Here is an 18,021-nt window from a genome sequence, read left to right as displayed (position 1 = left end):
GAAGGGAGGATTTACCCTTGTTTGAATTAAATAATTTTGATGCAATGCAAATAGGTCTTGCTTCTCCAGAAAAGATAAGAGAATGGTCTAGAGGTGAAGTTAAAAAGCCTGAAACCATAAACTATAGGACCTTAAAACCTGAAAGAGATGGATTATTTTGTGAGAGAATATTTGGACCTACAAAAGATTGGGAATGTCACTGTGGAAAATATAAAAGAATAAGATATAAAGGAATAGTATGTGACAGATGTGGTGTTGAAGTAACCAAGGCAAAGGTAAGACGTGAAAGAATGGGTCATATTGAACTGGCAGCGCCGGTATCCCATATATGGTATTTTAAAGGTATTCCATCGAGGATGGGGCTTATACTGGATATGTCGCCAAGAGCATTGGAAAAGGTTCTTTATTTTGCATCTTATGTGGTTCTGGATCCTAAAGAGACTCCATTGTTAAAAAAACAACTTTTAAATGAAAAGGAATATAGAGAAGCTGTTGATAAGTATGGCGAAGAAACATTTTCAGCAGGAATGGGAGCTGAATCCATTAAGAAGTTATTAGAAGAAATAGATTTAGAACAGCTTTCGTTGGAGTTAAAAGAAGATTTTAAGAATAGTACAGGACAAAAAAAGGTTAGGATAATAAGAAGGCTAGAAGTAGTAGAATCCTTTAGAAAATCAGGCAACAAACCAGATTGGATGATAATAGACGTAATACCCGTAATTCCACCTGATTTAAGACCTATGGTTCAGTTAGACGGAGGAAGGTTTGCTACATCAGATCTAAATGATCTCTATAGGAGAGTTATAAATAGAAATAATAGACTTAAAAAACTATTGGACCTTGGCGCACCAGATATAATAGTTAGAAATGAAAAGAGAATGCTCCAGGAAGCAGTTGATGCTCTTATAGATAATGGAAGGCGTGGAAGACCTGTAACAGGACCCGGGAATAGACCATTAAAATCATTGTCAGATATGCTGAAAGGAAAACAGGGCAGATTTAGACAAAACTTGCTTGGAAAACGTGTTGACTATTCAGGACGTTCGGTTATAGTTGTTGGTCCTGAACTTAGGATGTATCAATGTGGTCTTCCTAAAGAGATGGCTTTAGAACTTTTTAAGCCATTTGTAATGAAAAAATTAGTTGAAAGTGGTCTGGCTCATAATATTAAAAGTGCTAAAAGAATGGTAGAGCGAGTTCAAACTCAAGTATGGGATGTGTTAGAAGAAGTAATATCGGATCATCCAGTACTCTTAAACCGTGCTCCTACACTTCATAGACTGGGTATTCAAGCTTTTCAACCGGTTCTTGTAGAAGGGAAGGCAATAAAATTGCATCCACTTGCTTGTACAGCATACAATGCAGATTTTGATGGAGATCAGATGGCAGTCCATGTTCCTCTTTCTGTTGAAGCTCAGGCAGAAGCTAGATTTTTGATGCTTGCGGCACATAATATATTAAAGCCATCAGATGGTAAGCCAGTGGTTGTACCTACACAAGATATGGTACTTGGCTCCTATTATTTGACTATAGAAGAAGATGGGGTAAAAGGTGAGGGAAGAATTTTTTCTAGCTCTGACGAAGTAATAATGGCATATCAGCTTAAACAAATTAATATACATGCTAAAATCAAGGTAAAGACGAGTAAGATGAAGGATGGAAGAATCATAAGTGGTATAATTGAAACAACTCCAGGAAAACTTATATTTAATGAGTCTATACCACAGGATCTTGGATTTGTAGATAGAAGTAAACCTGAAAATGAACTTAAGTTAGAAATTGATTTTTTGGTTGCAAAGAAAAATTTAGGTAAGATAATAAACAAATGCTATATGAAGCATGGAGCTACTCAAACTTCTATAATGCTTGATAAGATAAAAGCAAGGGGATATCATTATTCTACTGTGAGTGGGATAACAGTTTCAACTTCTGACATGGTTGTACCTGAAGCAAAAAAACGGCTTCTTAATGAATCTGATGTAGCCGTTGATAAAATAGAGAAAATGTACAGACGAGGATTTATATCAGAAGATGAGAGATACCAAAGAGTTATAGAAAAATGGACTAAAACTACAGAAGATGTTGCAGATGAACTTATGAACAATCTTGATAGGTTTAATCCAATATTTATGATGGCTGATTCTGGAGCTAGAGGATCTAAGAGCCAGATTAAGCAGCTTGCTGGTATGAGAGGGCTTATGGCAAACCCATCGGGAAAAATAATAGAACTTCCAATAAGGGCATCATTTAGGGAAGGACTGGATGTACTTGAATATTTTATATCTACCCATGGAGCTAGAAAAGGTAATGCTGATACGGCACTTAAAACTGCGGATTCAGGTTATCTTACAAGAAGGCTTGTAGATGTAAGCCAGGATGTTATAGTAAGGGAAGAAGACTGTGGAACCCATGAGGGATATGAGGTATCTGAAATAAAGGAAGGAAATGAAGTTATAGAAAGTTTGTCAGAAAGATTAACTGGGAGATATTCTGCGGAAGATATTAAGGACCCTAATACAGGCGAACTTATAGTAGCTAAAGATAGTTATATGGATTCAAAGATAGCTGAAAAAATAGAAAGTACTGGCATAAAAAAAGTTAAGATAAGATCTGTATTTACTTGTAGATCCAAACATGGAGTATGTTCTAAGTGTTACGGGATGAATATGGCTACTGCAAAAAAAATCGACATAGGTGAATCTGTAGGAATAATAGCAGCACAAAGTATAGGTGAACCAGGCACGCAGTTAACTATGAGGACTTTCCATACAGGTGGAGTTGCAGGTTCCGATATAACTCAAGGACTTCCAAGGGTTGAAGAATTATTTGAAGCCAGAAAGCCAAAAGGTCTTGCTATAATAAGCGAAATATCAGGTACTGTAAAAATGGAAAAAACTAAAAAGAAAAGAACTATATCTGTTGTTGCAGATAGTGGTGAGGAAGTTACTTACGATATTCCTTTTGGTTCAAGAATAAAAGTATCTGATGGTGATATTATAAGTGCGGGAGATGAAATAACAGAAGGATCTGTAAACCCACATGATATTTTAAGGATAAAGGGAGTTCAAGGTGTTAAAAATTACTTACTTTCTGAAGTACAAAAAGTTTATAGATTACAGGGTGTTGATATAAATGATAAGCATCTTGAAGTGGTAATAAGACAGATGACAAGAAAAGTTAAAATAGAGGATTCCGGAGATACAGAATTATTACCAGGAACTATGATAGACATATTTGATTTTGAAGAAGAGAATGATAGGGTAATAGCTAATGGAGGTAAGCCTGCACAGGGAAGAATAGCACTCCTTGGTATAACTAAGGCTGCACTTGCAACGGATTCATTCTTATCAGCTGCTTCTTTTCAGGAAACAACCAGAGTACTTACCGATGCAGCTATAAAAGGCAAAATTGATCCTTTGCTTGGATTAAAAGAAAATGTAATTATAGGTAAACTTATACCAGCAGGGACTGGTATGATGAGATATAGATCTATAAAACTTAATACGGTGAGTGAAACGGATAATAACAACATTGTAGGTAGTGAAAATAAAAAGGAAGCGTGATATTAACATAATTTATTGACATAACAATGCTAAAATGATAAAATACAGCTATGTGTTTTTATGGAGACAAAGTTCACAAACTTTGTCTCTATACACTGTAAGGGAGGAAATAGATTTATGATTTACAGACTTAAAGGGAAAAAAGTTGTTGGTGTAAAGCAAACTGTTAAATCTATTAAAAATGATGAGGCAAAAATTGTATATATAGCTAAAGATGCTGACGAGAGTCTGATAAAACCAGTAGAAATATTGGCTAAAGATAATTCCTTAGAAGTTGTGTATATAGACACTATGAAAGAGTTGGGCAGGTTATGTGGAATAAATGTAGGCGCAGCTACTGCTGCACTGCTTAAGTGAATTTTAGTTAGCCTTTTATGAAATTTAAATATAAATATTAGTTTAATAGTTAAAAAGGAGGTGTAAAGATGCCAACAATAAGCCAGTTAGTTAGAAAAGGAAGAAAGACTTCAAGTATGAAATCACAAGCACCAGCATTAAAGGAATGTCCTCAGAAAAGAGGAGTTTGTACAGTAGTTAAAACAACTACTCCTAAAAAGCCTAACTCTGCACTTAGAAAAATAGCCAGAGTTAGATTAGTAAATGGTTATGAAGTTACTTCTTATATTCCAGGTATAGGACATAATCTTCAAGAACATAGTGTTGTTCTTATAAGAGGTGGAAGAGTAAAAGATCTTCCAGGTGTAAGATATCATATTGTAAGAGGAGCTTTAGATTCAGCAGGAGTAGCTGATAGATTACAGGCAAGATCAAAATATGGTGCGAAAAAACCAAAGCAAAAATAGCATTGGTGATAGGAATGAATTTAGTGCTATGTATTCAGCATTTATATAGATTAACAGATATTTTGAAGATTAATAAATTATTTTGCAAGAGTACAAAGCGCTTTGCGGTTGTGGTTTAAATATAACCGAGTACCTATGAACTTAAATTTAAATTGTTAAGGAGGGAAGAAAAGTGGCAAGAAAAGGACATATAGGAAAAAGAGATGTATTACCTGATCCGGTATATAATAGTAAAGTTGTTACTAAATTGATTAACAATATAATGGAAGATGGTAAAAAAGGTGTAGCTCAGAAAATATGTTATGATGCTTTTAATATAATTCAGGAAAAGACTAATAAAGAACCAATTGAAGTATTTGAAGAAGCTATGAATAACATAATGCCTTTGCTTGAAGTAAAAGCAAGAAGAATTGGTGGTGCTACTTATCAAGTACCAATAGAAGTTAGACCAGAAAGAAGACAGACATTGGGTATTAGATGGCTTCTTATTGCATCAAGAAAAAGAAATGAAAAGTATATGAGGGAAAGGCTAGCTTCAGAACTTATAGATGCAGCTAACAATACAGGAGCTGCCGTTAAAAAGAGGGAAGAAACTCATAAGATGGCTGAAGCAAATAAAGCTTTTGCACATTATAGATACTAATATTCAAAACTGTTTTGGTAGCTTTGCTAAAACAGTTTTGTCGAATTAAATTTACAAGTTGCAGGGAGGAAGAACAAGTGGGAAGAGAATATCCGTTAGATAAATTCCGTAATATTGGAATAATGGCACATATAGATGCCGGAAAAACTACCACTACAGAACGTATACTTTTCTATACAGGAAAAACTCATAAAATAGGAGAAGTACACGATGGTGAAGCTACAATGGACTGGATGGCACAAGAACAGGAAAGAGGAATAACTATAACTTCAGCAGCTACATTCTGTCAGTGGAAAGGTTATGCAATAAACATAATAGATACACCAGGACACGTGGATTTTACTGTAGAAGTTGAAAGATCATTAAGAGTTTTAGATGGTGCTGTTACTGTTTTAGATGCAAAAAGTGGAGTTGAACCACAGACAGAAACTGTTTGGAGGCAAGCAGATAATTATGGAGTACCAAGAATGGTATATGTAAATAAAATGGATTCTGTTGGAGCAGATTTCTATATGTGTATAAACACTTTAAGAGAAAGGCTCCATTGTAATGCGGTACCAGTTCAAATACCAATAGGATCAGAAGATCAATTTAAGGGTATAGTGGATCTTATAAAGAATGAAGCCATAATATATGAAGATGATTTAGGTACTGTCATGGATGAAGTAGAGATACCTGATGATTTGAAAGATAAAGCAAATGAATATAGAACTGTGCTAATTGAGTCAGTAGCTGATTTGGATGAAGACTTAATGATGAAATACCTAGATGGAGAAGAGCTAACTGAAGAAGAAATAACATCTACTCTTAGAAAAGGTGTTATTGCAAATAAAATAGTACCTGTTTTATGTGGATCTTCATATAAAAATAAGGGAGTGCAGCCAATGATAGATGCTGTGGTTAACTTTATGCCATCGCCTCTTGATATACCGGCTATAAAAGGAAAAGATCCTGAAACAGGTGAGGATGATGAGAGACCTGCTGATGATAACGCACCAATGTCTGCACTGGCATTTAAAATAGCAACTGATCCCTTTATAGGAAAACTAGCATTTACAAGAGTATACTCAGGTGTTATGAAAAGTGGTACTTATGTATATAATTCAACTAAGGGCAAAAAAGAAAGAATTGCAAGACTTGTAAAGATGCATTCTAATCATAGACAGGAAATTGATGAACTCTATGCAGGAGATTTAGGTGCAATAGTAGGATTGAAAGAAACAAGTACTGGTAATACTCTTTGCGATGAAAATAGTCCTATAGTACTTGAAAGTATGGAGTTTCCAGAACCAGTTATAGATGTAGCTATAGAGCCTAAGACAAAAGCTGATCAGGAGAAGATGGGTATAGCTCTTGCAAAGCTTGCAGAAGAGGATCCAACTTTTAAAACTTATACGGATCATGAAACAGGCCAGACTATAATAGCTGGAATGGGAGAGCTTCATTTAGAGATAATTGTCGACAGACTTCAGAGAGAATTTAAAGTAGAATGTAATGTTGGTAAACCTCAGGTTGCATATAAGGAAACAATTAAAAAGACCGTCAAGGCAGAAGGTAAATTTATAAGACAATCTGGTGGACATGGACAATATGGACATTGTTGGATAGAGATGTCTCCTACAGAAGATGGATATTCTTTTGAGAATGCTATTGTAGGTGGAGCTATTCCTAAGGAGTATATCGGACCAATCGACAATGGAATACAGGAAGCTGCTCGAAGTGGTGTAATAGCTGGATATCCAGTTATAAACTTTAAAGTTAAAGTCTATGATGGATCCTATCATGATGTAGATTCCTCGGAAATGGCATTTAAGATAGCTGCATCTATGGCATTTAAGAGTGCTATGAATAAAGCAGAGCCTATTTTGCTTGAACCAATGGAGAAAGTTGAAGTTACAGTTCCAGAAGAGTATATGGGAGATGTAATGGGTGACATAAATTCCAGAAGAGGAATTATTGAAGGAATGGATCAGAGGGCTGGAGCACAAATCATAAGAGCATTTGTTCCACTTTCTGAAATGTTTGGATATGCTACAGTTCTTAGATCAAGAACGCAGGGTAGAGGAGTATACTCTATGTCATTTGATCATTATGAAGAGGTTCCAAAGAGTATTCAAGAAAAAATTACTGGAGAAAGAAACGGTTAGTTTTGATTATAATTTAGTTTTGCGTTAAGGAGGAAGAAATAAAATGTCAAAAGAGAAGTTTGAGAGAACAAAACCACATGTAAACATAGGAACAATAGGACACGTAGACCATGGTAAGACAACACTGACGGCAGCAATAACGACAGTGTTGGCAAAAGAGGGGAAAGCAGCAGCAACAAAGTATGATGAAATAGATAAGGCACCAGAAGAGAAAGAAAGAGGAATAACAATAAATACAGCACACGTAGAGTATGAGACAGACAAGAGACACTATGCACATGTAGACTGTCCTGGACATGCAGATTATGTAAAGAACATGATAACAGGAGCAGCACAGATGGATGGAGCAATCTTGGTAGTAAGTGCAGCAGATGGTCCAATGCCGCAGACAAGAGAGCATATACTTCTGGCAAGCAGAGTAGGAGTACAGTATATAGTAGTATTTTTGAATAAGTCAGATCAGGTAGATGACCCTGAATTAATAGAATTGGTAGAGATGGAAGTAAGGGAATTGTTGAGTGAGTATGGATTTCCTGGAGATGATGTTCCAATAATAGTAGGTAGTGCATTGAAGGTACTGGAAAATCCAGATGATCCAGAAGCAACAAAGTGTATACATGAGCTTATGGATGCAGTAGACAATTATATACCAACACCGGAAAGACCAATAGATAAGCCATTCTTGATGCCAATAGAGGATATATTCACAATAACAGGAAGAGGAACAGTTGCAACAGGAAGAGTAGAGACAGGAGTACTTAAAATAGGAGACGAACTTGAGATAGTAGGGCTTAGTGAAGAGAAGAAGAAGACAGTATGTACAGGAGTGGAAATGTTCAGAAAGCTTCTTGACCAGGCAATGGCAGGAGATAACATAGGAGTATTGCTAAGAGGAATACAGAGGGAAGAAGTAGAGAGAGGCCAGGTATTGTCAAAACCGGGAACAGTACATCCTCACAAGAAATTTGTAGGTCAGGTTTATGTATTGAAGAAGGAAGAGGGAGGAAGACATACTCCATTTTTCAATGGATACAGACCACAGTTTTATTTCAGAACAACAGATGTAACAGGATCAATAGCACTTCCAGAGGGAGTAGAGATGGTAATGCCAGGAGACCACATAGATATGAATGTGGAACTTATAACACCGGTAGCAATGCATGAAGGACTGAGATTTGCAATAAGAGAAGGCGGAAGAACAGTTGGTTCAGGTGTAGTTACTAAAATTGTAGAGTAATTTTCAGGGAAGTATAAAGCTTATCACTTTACTCGAGGATAAGACTTATTTAAAAATCTATAAAATAGAGGAGAAGGGGACGCCTTTCTCCTCTTATTTGTAGATTTTTAAAATTCCTCTTTATTTTGCTTGTAAAATAAAAATATATGTAGTATAATTAAGAAGTTATGTTGTTATAACAGTGATGAAGCAAGAGGTTGCCGGGCTTCCGGGGAATTCTTGATTGAATAGTCTAGGTCTTTGAACCAGATGACGGGGGTTCTGTATGTGTGTTTTTGTGTGAAATAAAATGAAACACCAGGAACAGTTTACAGAATGTATCCGCTGTTGTACGTAAGAAGCAAGACGTGCATGAAAAGGAGGGAATATAAAATGGCAAAGCAAAGAATAAGAATAAGATTAAAGGCTTTTGATCATAACATATTGGATCAGTCTTCAGAGAGAATTGTAGAAACAGCTAAATCCACTGGAGCTAAGGTAGCAGGTCCAGTACCATTGCCTACTGAAAAAGATATTGTTACAGTACTTAGGGCTCCACATAAATATAAGGATTCAAGAGAACAATTCGAAATAAGAACACATAAAAGACTTATAGATATTATAAGTCCATCACCAAAAACTGTAGATGCTCTTATGAGATTAGATCTTCCAGCAGGTGTTGATATAGAAATTAAGCTGTAAATTATTGTGATAGGTTTGGCTATTACAAGCTATTATGATTGCAATATGTGATCCGCTAATACGTTGAGGAGGTGTATAGAATGAAAAAAGCAATATTGGGCAAAAAGATTGGCATGACCCAAATATTTGATGAAAAAAGAAAGGTTGTACCTGTTACAGTTATTGAAGCAGGTCCTTGTGTAGTGTTACAGAAAAAAACTGTAGAAAAAGATGGTTATGAGGCTATACAGGTGGCTTTTGGTGATATGAGAGAAAAACTTGCAGGGAAGCCTATAAAAGGGCATTTTAAAAAAGCAGGGGTACAACTTAAGAAATTTATAAAAGAGTTTAGAGTTGATGATATAAATTCCTATGAAGTTGGTCAGGAAATAAAAGCTGATGTTTTTGAATTAGGTGAAAGAGTTGATGTTTCAGGAGTTTCAAAAGGTAAGGGATTCCAGGGAACTATAAGAAGATGGAATGCTCAAAGAGGACCTATGTCACATGGTTCAAAATTTCATAGAGCAGTGGGTTCTATGGGAGCAGCATCAGATCCATCAAGAACATTTAAAAATATGAAGATGCCTGGACATATGGGCAATGTGAATTCAACAGTATTAAATTTACAAATTGCAAAAATTGTTCCTGAGAAAAATCTTATATTAATAAAAGGTGGAGTACCAGGACCAAATAAAGGATTTGTAATGATAAGAAATACTATAAAAGCGTAATATTTTTTAGAAAGGAGGATACAGAATGCCTACAGTAGGATTATTTAATAAAGACGGAAAAAAAGTTGGAGATTTAGATTTATCAGATAAAGTATTTGGAGTTGAAGTTAATGAATATGCGGTTCACGAAGTAGTTGTCGCATTACTTGCTAATAAGAGGCAGGGGACTCAATCAGCAAAGACTAGATCTGAAGTTTCCGGGGGTGGAATCAAACCTTGGAGGCAGAAAGGAACTGGTAGAGCAAGGCAGGGATCTATAAGAGCTCCGCAATGGATTCATGGTGGTATAGTTTTTGCAGTAAAACCTAGAAGTTATAGAATTTCAGTACCAAAATCTACTAGGAAAGTAGCAATGAAGTCTGCACTTACAAGTAAGGTTATGGAAAATGAGATAATTGTTTTGGATAGTCTGACTTTTGATGCCCCAAAAACGAAGGATATGATCGGTGTTTTAGATGCATTTAAAGCTCAAAAAACATTAGTTGTTACAGAACAGTCGGATCAGAATGTATATAAGTCAGCACGGAATATACAGGGAGTAAAAGTGATTCCGGTTAATAATTTAAATGTGTATGATTTATTAAAATTCGATAGACTTATGATAACGAAGGATGCTGTATCAAAAATTGAGGAGGTGTATGCATAATGAAATATACAAATTATGATATCATCAGAAGACCTGTTATAACTGAAAAAACAATGGCTTCTATGAATGGCAAGAAATACACCTTTATAGTTGATATACGTGCTACAAAAACTATGATACGCAAGGCTATTGAAGATGTGTTTGACGTTACGGTAGAAGATATTAAGACAGCTAGATATGTTGGAAAACCTAAAAGAGTTGGAGTACATTTAGGAAAGAGACCAGATTATAAAAAAGCTGTTGTCAAACTCACAGAAGATAGCAAGACAATAGAGTTCTTTGAGGGAATGTAATAAAATAAAGCAGGTATTGGTTTTTAACCAGATAAGCGATAAAAAGGAGGGAATACTGTAATGGCAGTTAAAGGATTTAAGCCAACCACTCCATCAAAAAGAAATATGACAGTAAGTACATTTGAAGAAGTAACTACAGATGTACCTGAAAAATCACTTCTTAGAGAATTAAAGAGAAGTGGCGGTAGAAATGCGAACGGCAGGATAACAGTTCGTCACATAGGTGGAGGAGAAAAAAGAAAATATAGAGTAATTGATTTTAAAAGAAATAAAGATGGTATACCAGCTAAGGTTGCCACTATTGAATATGATCCTAATAGGTCTGCATATATAGCTCTTGTAAATTATGTGGATGGAGAGAAGAGATACATAATAGCTCCAGTTGGATTAAAGGTTGGAGATGTTATAGTTTCAGGACCCGATTCAGATATAAAAATTGGAAATTGTCTTCCACTTTCAAATATACCAGTTGGTACTGTAATTCACAACGTAGAACTTCAAAAAGGTAGGGGAGCACAACTTGTGAGATCAGCCGGTGCATCAGCACAGCTTATGGCAAAAGAAGGAGAATATGCAACTCTTAGATTGCCAAGTGGTGAGATGAGATATGTCAGAATTGAGTGCAGAGCTACTATTGGTACAGTTTCAAATTTAACTCACGAAATAGTTAACTTGGGTAAAGCAGGTAGGAAGAGACATCTTGGAATTAGACCAACAGTAAGAGGATCCGTTATGAATCCTAATGATCATCCGCATGGTGGTGGTGAAGGTAAATCACCAGTAGGACATCCAGGACCACTTACTCCATGGGGTAAACCGGCATTAGGATATAAAACTAGAAAAAATAAAAAGTATTCTGATAAGTTTATAGTTAAGAATAGGAATAGCAAATAGTTTGAAGAGAATGTATATTCTCTTCCTTAGACTGTAAAGCTATAAGGTAATGTGATGAAGGGAGGCCAAAAGGTTGAGTAGATCAGTTAAAAAGGGACCTTATGTTCAGGAAGCTCTTTTAAAGAGAATAAATGAAATGAATAAAAAAGGCGAAAAGAAAGTAATAAAGACATGGTCAAGGAGTTCAACAATATTTCCACAAATGATAGGTCATACTATAGCAGTGCATGATGGAAGAAAACATGTACCTGTATATATATCTGAAGATATGGTAGGACATAAGTTGGGTGAATTTGCATTAACTAGAACATATAGAGGACACGTTCAGAAAACGGAAAAAACAACTAGCGTTGCTAAACCAGCTGCTAATAAGTAATAACGAAGGGAGGTACAAAAATGGAAGCTAAAGCGATAGTTAAATACGTAAGAATGTCATCGAGCAAAGTAGAAATAGTTCTTGACTTAATAAGAGGTAAGAATGTAAATGAAGCTTTTGCCATATTAAAATATACTCCAAAAGATGCAGCTGTAGTAGTTAATAAGCTACTTAAATCGGCAGTTGCTAATGCAGAAAATAATTTGGATTTGGATGCGAATGATTTATATGTGTCGGAAGCATATTCATGTCAGGGTCCAACTTTAAAAAGATTTCAGCCTCATGCTCAAGGAAGAGCGTTCAGTATAAAAAAAAGAAGCAGTCATATAACTTTGATAGTTAAAGAAAAAGAGGATTAAAAGGAGGGAAATAGATGGGACAGAAAGTACATCCACATGGTCTTAGAGTTGGTGTTATTAAGGAATGGGATGCTAAATGGTATGCGGATAAGAAAAATTTTGCAGACAATTTAGTTGAAGATAATACTATAAGAAATTTTGTAAAAAGTAAAACTAAGATTGCAGGAGTTTCTAAAATTCAAATTGAAAGAGCGGCTAAGAGAGTTAAATTAAATATATTTACAGCTAAGCCAGGTATGGTAATAGGAAAAGGCGGACAGGGAATAGAAGCATTAAAATCAGAACTTCAAAAAATAATTAAGGAAAAAACAATATTAATAAATATAGTTGAAGTTAAATCTGCAGAAGCTGATGCACAGCTTATGGCAGAAAACATAGCAACTCAGCTTGAAAAGAGAATCTCATTTAGAAGAGCAATGAAACAGACAATACAAAGGGCAATGAAAGCAGGAGTTAAAGGAGTTAAGACAACTTGTTCGGGCAGACTTGGCGGTGCAGAAATTGCAAGAGCTGAATCTTATCATGATGGTACAATTCCGCTTCAGACTTTGAGAGCTGATATAGATTATGGGTTTGCAGAAGCAAATACAACTTATGGGAAAATTGGAGTTAAAGTTTGGACTTATAAAGGAGAAATACTTCCAGCTAAGAAAAAAGTTGAAAGCAAAGAGGAAGTTAATGCATAGGAAAGGAGGAACACATTATGTTAATGCCTAAAAGAGTTAAACATCGTAAGGTACAGCGTGGCAGAATGAGAGGTAGGGCTACAAGAGGCAATTTTATAGCATATGGAGATTATGCTATACAGGCTACCGAATGTGGATGGATTACAAGTAATCAGATAGAAGCTGCCAGAATAGCTATAAATAGATATATTAAAAGAGGAGGAAAACTTTGGATAAAGATTTTCCCTGATAAACCAGTTACTGAAAAACCGGCAGAAACTCGTATGGGTTCTGGTAAAGGAACACCAGAATACTGGGTAGCAGTTGTTAAACCTGATAGGGTATTATTTGAATTATCAGGTGTTAGTGAGGATATAGCTAGAGAAGCTATGAGACTTGCTTCATATAAGCTACCTATAAAGACCAAGTTTATAACAAGAGAAAATGTTGAAAAAAGGGGTGGTGAAAGCAATGAAGGCTAAAGAATTAAAGGAATTAAGGAATAATAGTCCTCAGGATTTACAAGCAAAATTAGCTGATTTCAAGTCTGAATTGTTTAATTTAAGATTCCAATTGGCCATTAGCCAGCTGGAAAACCCAATGAGAATAAAAGAAGTGAAAAGATCTATAGCTCAAGTTAAAACCATCCTTAGAGAAAAAGAATTAAGGGCTTTAGAACAATAGACTGAAAGGAGGCTGTCCTTATGGAAAGAAATTATAGAAAAACTAAAATTGGCAGAGTTGTTTCTGATAAAATGGATAAAACAGTAGTAGTAGCTGTAGAAACAAAAGTGCGTCATCCGTTGTATGGCAAAATAATGAATAGAACTACTAAGTTTAAAGCCCATGATGAGAAAAATGAGGCTAAAAATAATGATAGAGTATTAATCATGGAAACTAGACCTTTGTCTAAAGACAAGAGATGGAGACTTGTTGAAATAGTAGAAAAGGCTAAATAGTATAAGCTGAAAGGAGGGTATTTGAATGATTCAACAACAGACGTTGTTAAAAGTTGCAGATAATTCTGGTGCTAAAGAGATTATGTGTGTAAGAGTATTAGGTGGTTCCAAAAGAAAGTGGGGAAACATCGGGGATATAATAGTTGCTAGTGTTAAAAGTGCAACACCTGGCGGTGTTGTTAAAAAAGGAGAAGTTGTGAAAGCAGTTATAGTCAGATCTGTGAAGGGATTGAGAAGATCGGATGGTTCATACATAAGATTTGATGAGAATGCTGCAGTTTTAATAAAGGAAGATAAACAGCCAAGAGGAACCCGTATTTTCGGACCAGTTGCAAGAGAGCTAAGAGATAAAGATTTTACAAAGATATTATCATTAGCACCTGAAGTTCTATAAGATAAGGAGGTGGCTATAATGGCAAAAATACATGTAAGAAAAAAAGATACTGTTATGGTTATATCAGGAAAAGATAAGGGAAAAGTTGGAGAGGTATTATCAGTAAACCCTAAAGTAAGTAAAGTTGTTGTTAAAGATGTAAATGTAATTACAAAACATCAGAAACCTAATAGAGCTAATATGGAAGGCGGAATAATTCATAGAGAAGCTCCAATATATAGTTCTAAAGTAATGTTATATTGTAATAAATGTAAAAGTGTTACAAGAATAAGCCATAAGATACTAGATGATGGAACAAAGGTACGGGTATGTAAAAAGTGCGGAGAGACATTTTAATCTTTGAAAGGAGGGCAAAATATGAGTTCAAGATTACAGGAAAAGTATAATAACGAGGTAATTCCTGCTTTAGTAGAGAAATTTAAATATGAAAATGTAATGCAGGCACCAAGATTGGAAAAGATAGTTATAAATATGGGTGTTGGAGAAGCTAAGGATAATCCAAAAGTTTTAGAATCAGCAGTAAGTGATTTGACCACAATTACAGGACAAAAACCTGTATTGACAAGAGCTAAGAAATCAGTGGCAAATTTTAAAATAAGAGAGAATATGCCTATAGGTTGTAAAGTTACTTTGAGAAAACAATATATGTATGAGTTTGTTGACAAATTAATGAATGTTGCTCTTCCAAGAGTAAGAGATTTTTCAGGAGTTTCAGATAAGTCTTTTGATGGAAGAGGAAATTATTCATTAGGAATCAAGGAACAGTTAATATTTCCTGAAATAGAATATGATAAAATAGATAAGGTAAGAGGTATGGATATAATTTTTGTTACAACTGCCAATACTGATGAAGAGGCAAAGGAATTGCTTAGATTTCTTGGTATGCCGTTTGCTCAAAAATAAGGAGGGAAAAGCGTGGCACGTAAAGCTTTAATTGAAAAATGCAAGAAAGAACCTAAATACCCAACTAGAGCTTATACTAGATGTAGAATATGTGGAAGACCACATTCTGTATTAAAAAAATATGGTATATGTCGTATTTGTTTTAGAGAGCTTGCATATAAAGGAGAAATACCTGGATGCAAAAAAGCAAGTTGGTAATTAGTAGTTATAGATGAAAGGAGGCACACATAAATGGTAATGACTGATCCTATCGCAGATTTACTTACACGTATAAGAAATGCAAATATTGTTAGACATGAGATAGTAGAAGTACCTTCTTCAAACATTAAGAAGGCAATATTAAATATAATGCTTCAAGAAGGATATATTAAGGATTTAGAAGAATATACAGATGGTTCTGTTAAGATGATAAAATTTTCTATGAAATATGTTGAAAATAAGCAGAGAGTTATAACTGGACTTAAAAGAATTTCAAAGCCGGGATTAAGGGTTTATTGTAGAAAAGAAGAGATTCCTAAAGTATTAAATGGTCTGGGAGTTGCTATAATTTCAACTTCAAATGGAATTGTTACAGACAAAGAGGCAAGAAAATTAGGAGTAGGTGGAGAAGTACTTTGCTACATATGGTAATAACCTACGAATAACATAGGAGGTGTAATGATGTCAAGAATAGGAAAACTTCCAGTAGCTATTCCAAGTGGCGTGACGGTCACAGTAACACCAGACAACGTTGTTACTGTTAAAGGCCCTAAAGGCCAGCTTGTTAAGGCTATGAGAAAAGAAATGAGTATATCTGTTGAAGATAATTCAGTAATAGTTAAAAGAAATAATGATGAAAAAGAAATGAAAGCGCTGCACGGATTAACTAGAGCACTTATAAATAATATGGTAACTGGAGTTACAGAAGGATATTCTAAGACTTTAGAGCTTATAGGTGTTGGATATAGAGCTCAATTGAAGGGCAAAAAATTAGTCATGCATTTAGGATATTCACATCCAGTTGAAGTAGAACCTATTGAAGGAATAGCTTTTGAAACACCAAATACTACGCAGGTTGTAGTAAAGGGAATTGACAAAGAAGTAGTTGGAGATGTAGCAGCGGATATAAGAAATTGGAGAAAGCCAGAGCCTTATAAGGGAAAAGGAATTAAGTATGATATTGAACATATAAGACGTAAAGAAGGTAAAACTGGTAAGAAGTAATAGAAAGGAGTGAATATCTATGTTCAAAAAAGACGACAAAAAAGCATTGAGAGCAAAACGTCATCTGAGAGTTCGTAAAAAGATTTTTGGAACCTCTGAAAGACCAAGACTTGCAGTTTATAGAAGTGAGAAGAACATATATGCTCAAGTAATAGATGATATTAAAGGAATAACTTTAGTCTCAGCTTCGACTCTGGATAAAGATTTTCAAGGAATAGGAAGTAATAAAGAAGCAGCTAGAATTATTGGCGGAAATATTGGAAAGAAAGCTGTTGAAAAAGGAATCAAAGAAGTTGTATTTGACAGAGGTGGATATGTATATCACGGAAGAATACAAGATCTTGCAGAAGGAGCAAGAGAGGCTGGCTTAAAATTCTAAAGAAGGAGGAAAATTAATGAGAATTGATCCTAGCACTTTAAATCTTAAAGAGAAAGTTGTGTTTATAAATAGAGTTGCTAAGGTTGTCAAAGGTGGTAGAAACTTTAGATTCAGTGCACTTGTTGTTGTTGGAGATGAAGCTGGGCACGTAGGTGTTGGAACTGGTAAATCTATAGAAATACCTGAGGCAATTAGAAAAGGAATAGAAGATGCTAAAAAGAATTTAATTAACGTTGCAATTGTTGGGACTACAGTACCACATGATATTATTGGCGAATTTGGTACTGGAAGAGTGCTCATAAAGACCGCTTCAGAAGGAACGGGAGTTATAGCAGGAGGTCCAGCTAGAGCGGTACTTGAGCTTGCTGGGTTAAAGGATGTTAGAGCAAAATCACTTGGAACAAATAATCCAACAAATATGGTAAATGCCACTATTGACGGTTTGTCCAAATTAAGAACGGCAGAACAAATTGCTGCTCTTAGAGGTAAAACTGTTGAAGAGATTTTAGGTTAGGAGGTAATACCTTTGGCTAAACTTAAAATAACTTTAGAAAAAAGTTTAATAGGAAGAAAAAAAGATCATATAGCTACAGTTGAAGCTCTTGGATTAAGAAAAATAAGAAGTGTAGTAGAAAAAGAAGATACTCCTCAGATAAGAGGTATGATAAAAAAAGTTAGTTATCTTTTAAAAGTTGAAGAAGAGTAATAAGAGGAGGTGTTAGAAAATGAAACTTCACAATTTGAAATCATCAGCAGGATCAAGAAAATCACCTAAGAGAGTTGGAAGAGGTACTGGTTCAGGACTAGGCAGAAATGCTGGCAGAGGTGAAAATGGACAGAAAGCTAGATCTGGCGGTGGAGTAAGATTAGGATTTGAAGGCGGACAGATGCCTTTATTTAGAAGAATTCCTAAAAGAGGATTTACTAATATATTTGCAAAGCAATATTCACAGATTAATGTAGAAAGATTGAATATATTTGAAGATGGAACAGAAGTAACTCCACAATTGCTTTTAGAGAAGAGAATAATTAAGAAATCCAAAGATGGATTGAAGGTACTTGGAAATGGTGAGTTAAATAAGAAACTTACGGTAAAAGCAGCTAAATTTACAAAAGCTGCAGCAGAAAAAATAGAGGCTGCCGGAGGAAAAGTTGAGGTGATATAA

27 protein-coding genes are annotated in these 18,021 nt (G+C 35.1%); all 27 read left to right on the top strand.

What is annotated here, in order from left to right; translation table 11 throughout:
- Window positions 1-17: 17 nt before the first annotated feature.
- The 27 genes from rpoC (at window position 18) to rplO (ending at window position 18,021) form a co-directional block, all read left to right on the top strand.
- Window positions 18-3,563: a DNA-directed RNA polymerase subunit beta' gene (rpoC, locus tag ACSVC9_RS13730; protein WP_446898017.1), complete on the top strand. Its 3,546-nt coding sequence runs from the start codon at window positions 18-20 to the stop codon at window positions 3,561-3,563.
- Window positions 3,564-3,680: 117 nt separating this feature from the next.
- A complete protein-coding gene (locus ACSVC9_RS13725) occupies window positions 3,681-3,920 on the top strand; it encodes a ribosomal L7Ae/L30e/S12e/Gadd45 family protein (protein WP_446898016.1) in 240 nt (79 codons plus the stop codon).
- Between the two features lie 68 nt (window positions 3,921-3,988).
- The gene (gene rpsL / locus ACSVC9_RS13720; RefSeq protein WP_446898015.1) at window positions 3,989-4,366 is read left to right on the top strand and encodes a 30S ribosomal protein S12; all 378 of its coding nucleotides are present in this window, start codon (window positions 3,989-3,991) and stop codon (window positions 4,364-4,366) included.
- Window positions 4,367-4,538: 172 nt separating this feature from the next.
- Window positions 4,539-5,009, top strand: coding sequence for a 30S ribosomal protein S7 (gene rpsG / locus ACSVC9_RS13715; RefSeq protein WP_446898014.1), 471 nt, complete (start codon window positions 4,539-4,541; stop codon window positions 5,007-5,009).
- A gap of 77 nt (window positions 5,010-5,086) precedes the next feature.
- Complete coding sequence (gene fusA / locus ACSVC9_RS13710; RefSeq protein WP_446898013.1) at window positions 5,087-7,156, top strand: elongation factor G; 2,070 nt, start codon at window positions 5,087-5,089, stop codon at window positions 7,154-7,156.
- 43 nt (window positions 7,157-7,199) lie between these two features.
- Complete coding sequence (tuf, locus tag ACSVC9_RS13705; RefSeq protein ID WP_291724456.1) at window positions 7,200-8,393, top strand: elongation factor Tu; 1,194 nt, start codon at window positions 7,200-7,202, stop codon at window positions 8,391-8,393.
- Window positions 8,394-8,765: 372 nt separating this feature from the next.
- On the top strand, window positions 8,766-9,074 hold the full coding sequence (gene rpsJ, locus ACSVC9_RS13700) for a 30S ribosomal protein S10 (RefSeq protein ID WP_446898012.1): 309 nt from the start codon (window positions 8,766-8,768) through the stop codon (window positions 9,072-9,074).
- 80 nt (window positions 9,075-9,154) lie between these two features.
- Window positions 9,155-9,784 carry a 50S ribosomal protein L3 gene (gene rplC / locus ACSVC9_RS13695; RefSeq protein WP_446898011.1) on the top strand — a complete coding sequence of 210 codons (630 nt, stop codon included), beginning with the start codon at window positions 9,155-9,157 and terminating at the stop codon, window positions 9,782-9,784.
- Between the two features lie 25 nt (window positions 9,785-9,809).
- Complete coding sequence (rplD, locus tag ACSVC9_RS13690) at window positions 9,810-10,430, top strand: 50S ribosomal protein L4 (RefSeq protein ID WP_446898010.1); 621 nt, start codon at window positions 9,810-9,812, stop codon at window positions 10,428-10,430.
- Entirely contained in the window at window positions 10,430-10,723 is a 294-nt protein-coding gene (gene rplW, locus ACSVC9_RS13685; protein ID WP_446898009.1) for a 50S ribosomal protein L23, read from the top strand. Before rplD ends, rplW begins: the two co-directional genes overlap by 1 nt.
- Before the next feature lie 60 nt (window positions 10,724-10,783).
- Complete coding sequence (rplB, locus tag ACSVC9_RS13680; RefSeq protein WP_446898008.1) at window positions 10,784-11,617, top strand: 50S ribosomal protein L2; 834 nt, start codon at window positions 10,784-10,786, stop codon at window positions 11,615-11,617.
- Between the two features lie 73 nt (window positions 11,618-11,690).
- Window positions 11,691-11,993, top strand: a complete 303-nt coding sequence (rpsS, locus tag ACSVC9_RS13675) for a 30S ribosomal protein S19 (RefSeq protein ID WP_446898007.1) — start codon at window positions 11,691-11,693, stop codon at window positions 11,991-11,993.
- A gap of 20 nt (window positions 11,994-12,013) precedes the next feature.
- The gene (gene rplV / locus ACSVC9_RS13670) at window positions 12,014-12,352 is read left to right on the top strand and encodes a 50S ribosomal protein L22 (RefSeq protein WP_446898006.1); all 339 of its coding nucleotides are present in this window, start codon (window positions 12,014-12,016) and stop codon (window positions 12,350-12,352) included.
- Between the two features lie 14 nt (window positions 12,353-12,366).
- Entirely contained in the window at window positions 12,367-13,038 is a 672-nt protein-coding gene (gene rpsC, locus ACSVC9_RS13665) for a 30S ribosomal protein S3 (protein ID WP_446898005.1), read from the top strand.
- A 17-nt stretch (window positions 13,039-13,055) separates the two neighbouring features.
- Window positions 13,056-13,499 (top strand): 50S ribosomal protein L16, encoded by a 444-nt coding sequence (rplP, locus tag ACSVC9_RS13660; protein WP_446898004.1) that lies wholly within the window; start codon window positions 13,056-13,058, stop codon window positions 13,497-13,499.
- A complete protein-coding gene (gene rpmC, locus ACSVC9_RS13655) occupies window positions 13,489-13,701 on the top strand; it encodes a 50S ribosomal protein L29 (protein WP_446898003.1) in 213 nt (70 codons plus the stop codon). The genes rplP and rpmC overlap by 11 nt, the downstream gene beginning before the upstream one ends.
- Window positions 13,702-13,721: 20 nt before the next feature.
- A complete protein-coding gene (gene rpsQ, locus ACSVC9_RS13650; protein ID WP_446898002.1) occupies window positions 13,722-13,976 on the top strand; it encodes a 30S ribosomal protein S17 in 255 nt (84 codons plus the stop codon).
- A 25-nt stretch (window positions 13,977-14,001) separates the two neighbouring features.
- Window positions 14,002-14,370 carry a 50S ribosomal protein L14 gene (rplN, locus tag ACSVC9_RS13645; RefSeq protein WP_446898001.1) on the top strand — a complete coding sequence of 123 codons (369 nt, stop codon included), beginning with the start codon at window positions 14,002-14,004 and terminating at the stop codon, window positions 14,368-14,370.
- An 18-nt stretch (window positions 14,371-14,388) separates the two neighbouring features.
- Entirely contained in the window at window positions 14,389-14,706 is a 318-nt protein-coding gene (gene rplX / locus ACSVC9_RS13640; RefSeq protein ID WP_446898000.1) for a 50S ribosomal protein L24, read from the top strand.
- A 21-nt stretch (window positions 14,707-14,727) separates the two neighbouring features.
- Window positions 14,728-15,273 carry a 50S ribosomal protein L5 gene (rplE, locus tag ACSVC9_RS13635; RefSeq protein WP_446897999.1) on the top strand — a complete coding sequence of 182 codons (546 nt, stop codon included), beginning with the start codon at window positions 14,728-14,730 and terminating at the stop codon, window positions 15,271-15,273.
- A 12-nt stretch (window positions 15,274-15,285) separates the two neighbouring features.
- Window positions 15,286-15,471 carry a type Z 30S ribosomal protein S14 gene (locus ACSVC9_RS13630; RefSeq protein ID WP_446897998.1) on the top strand — a complete coding sequence of 62 codons (186 nt, stop codon included), beginning with the start codon at window positions 15,286-15,288 and terminating at the stop codon, window positions 15,469-15,471.
- A gap of 33 nt (window positions 15,472-15,504) precedes the next feature.
- Window positions 15,505-15,903 carry a 30S ribosomal protein S8 gene (gene rpsH / locus ACSVC9_RS13625; RefSeq protein WP_446897997.1) on the top strand — a complete coding sequence of 133 codons (399 nt, stop codon included), beginning with the start codon at window positions 15,505-15,507 and terminating at the stop codon, window positions 15,901-15,903.
- Between the two features lie 30 nt (window positions 15,904-15,933).
- The gene (gene rplF / locus ACSVC9_RS13620; protein WP_446897996.1) at window positions 15,934-16,476 is read left to right on the top strand and encodes a 50S ribosomal protein L6; all 543 of its coding nucleotides are present in this window, start codon (window positions 15,934-15,936) and stop codon (window positions 16,474-16,476) included.
- Between the two features lie 19 nt (window positions 16,477-16,495).
- Entirely contained in the window at window positions 16,496-16,855 is a 360-nt protein-coding gene (gene rplR, locus ACSVC9_RS13615) for a 50S ribosomal protein L18 (RefSeq protein ID WP_446897995.1), read from the top strand.
- Window positions 16,856-16,871: 16 nt separating this feature from the next.
- Complete coding sequence (rpsE, locus tag ACSVC9_RS13610; RefSeq protein ID WP_446897994.1) at window positions 16,872-17,369, top strand: 30S ribosomal protein S5; 498 nt, start codon at window positions 16,872-16,874, stop codon at window positions 17,367-17,369.
- A 12-nt stretch (window positions 17,370-17,381) separates the two neighbouring features.
- Window positions 17,382-17,561: a 50S ribosomal protein L30 gene (rpmD, locus tag ACSVC9_RS13605; RefSeq protein ID WP_446897993.1), complete on the top strand. Its 180-nt coding sequence runs from the start codon at window positions 17,382-17,384 to the stop codon at window positions 17,559-17,561.
- A gap of 19 nt (window positions 17,562-17,580) precedes the next feature.
- A complete protein-coding gene (rplO, locus tag ACSVC9_RS13600; protein ID WP_446897992.1) occupies window positions 17,581-18,021 on the top strand; it encodes a 50S ribosomal protein L15 in 441 nt (146 codons plus the stop codon).

It is taken from the genome of Clostridium sp. LBM24168 (genome assembly GCF_052953915.1).
This window is presented reverse-complemented; position numbering and strand designations above follow the sequence as displayed.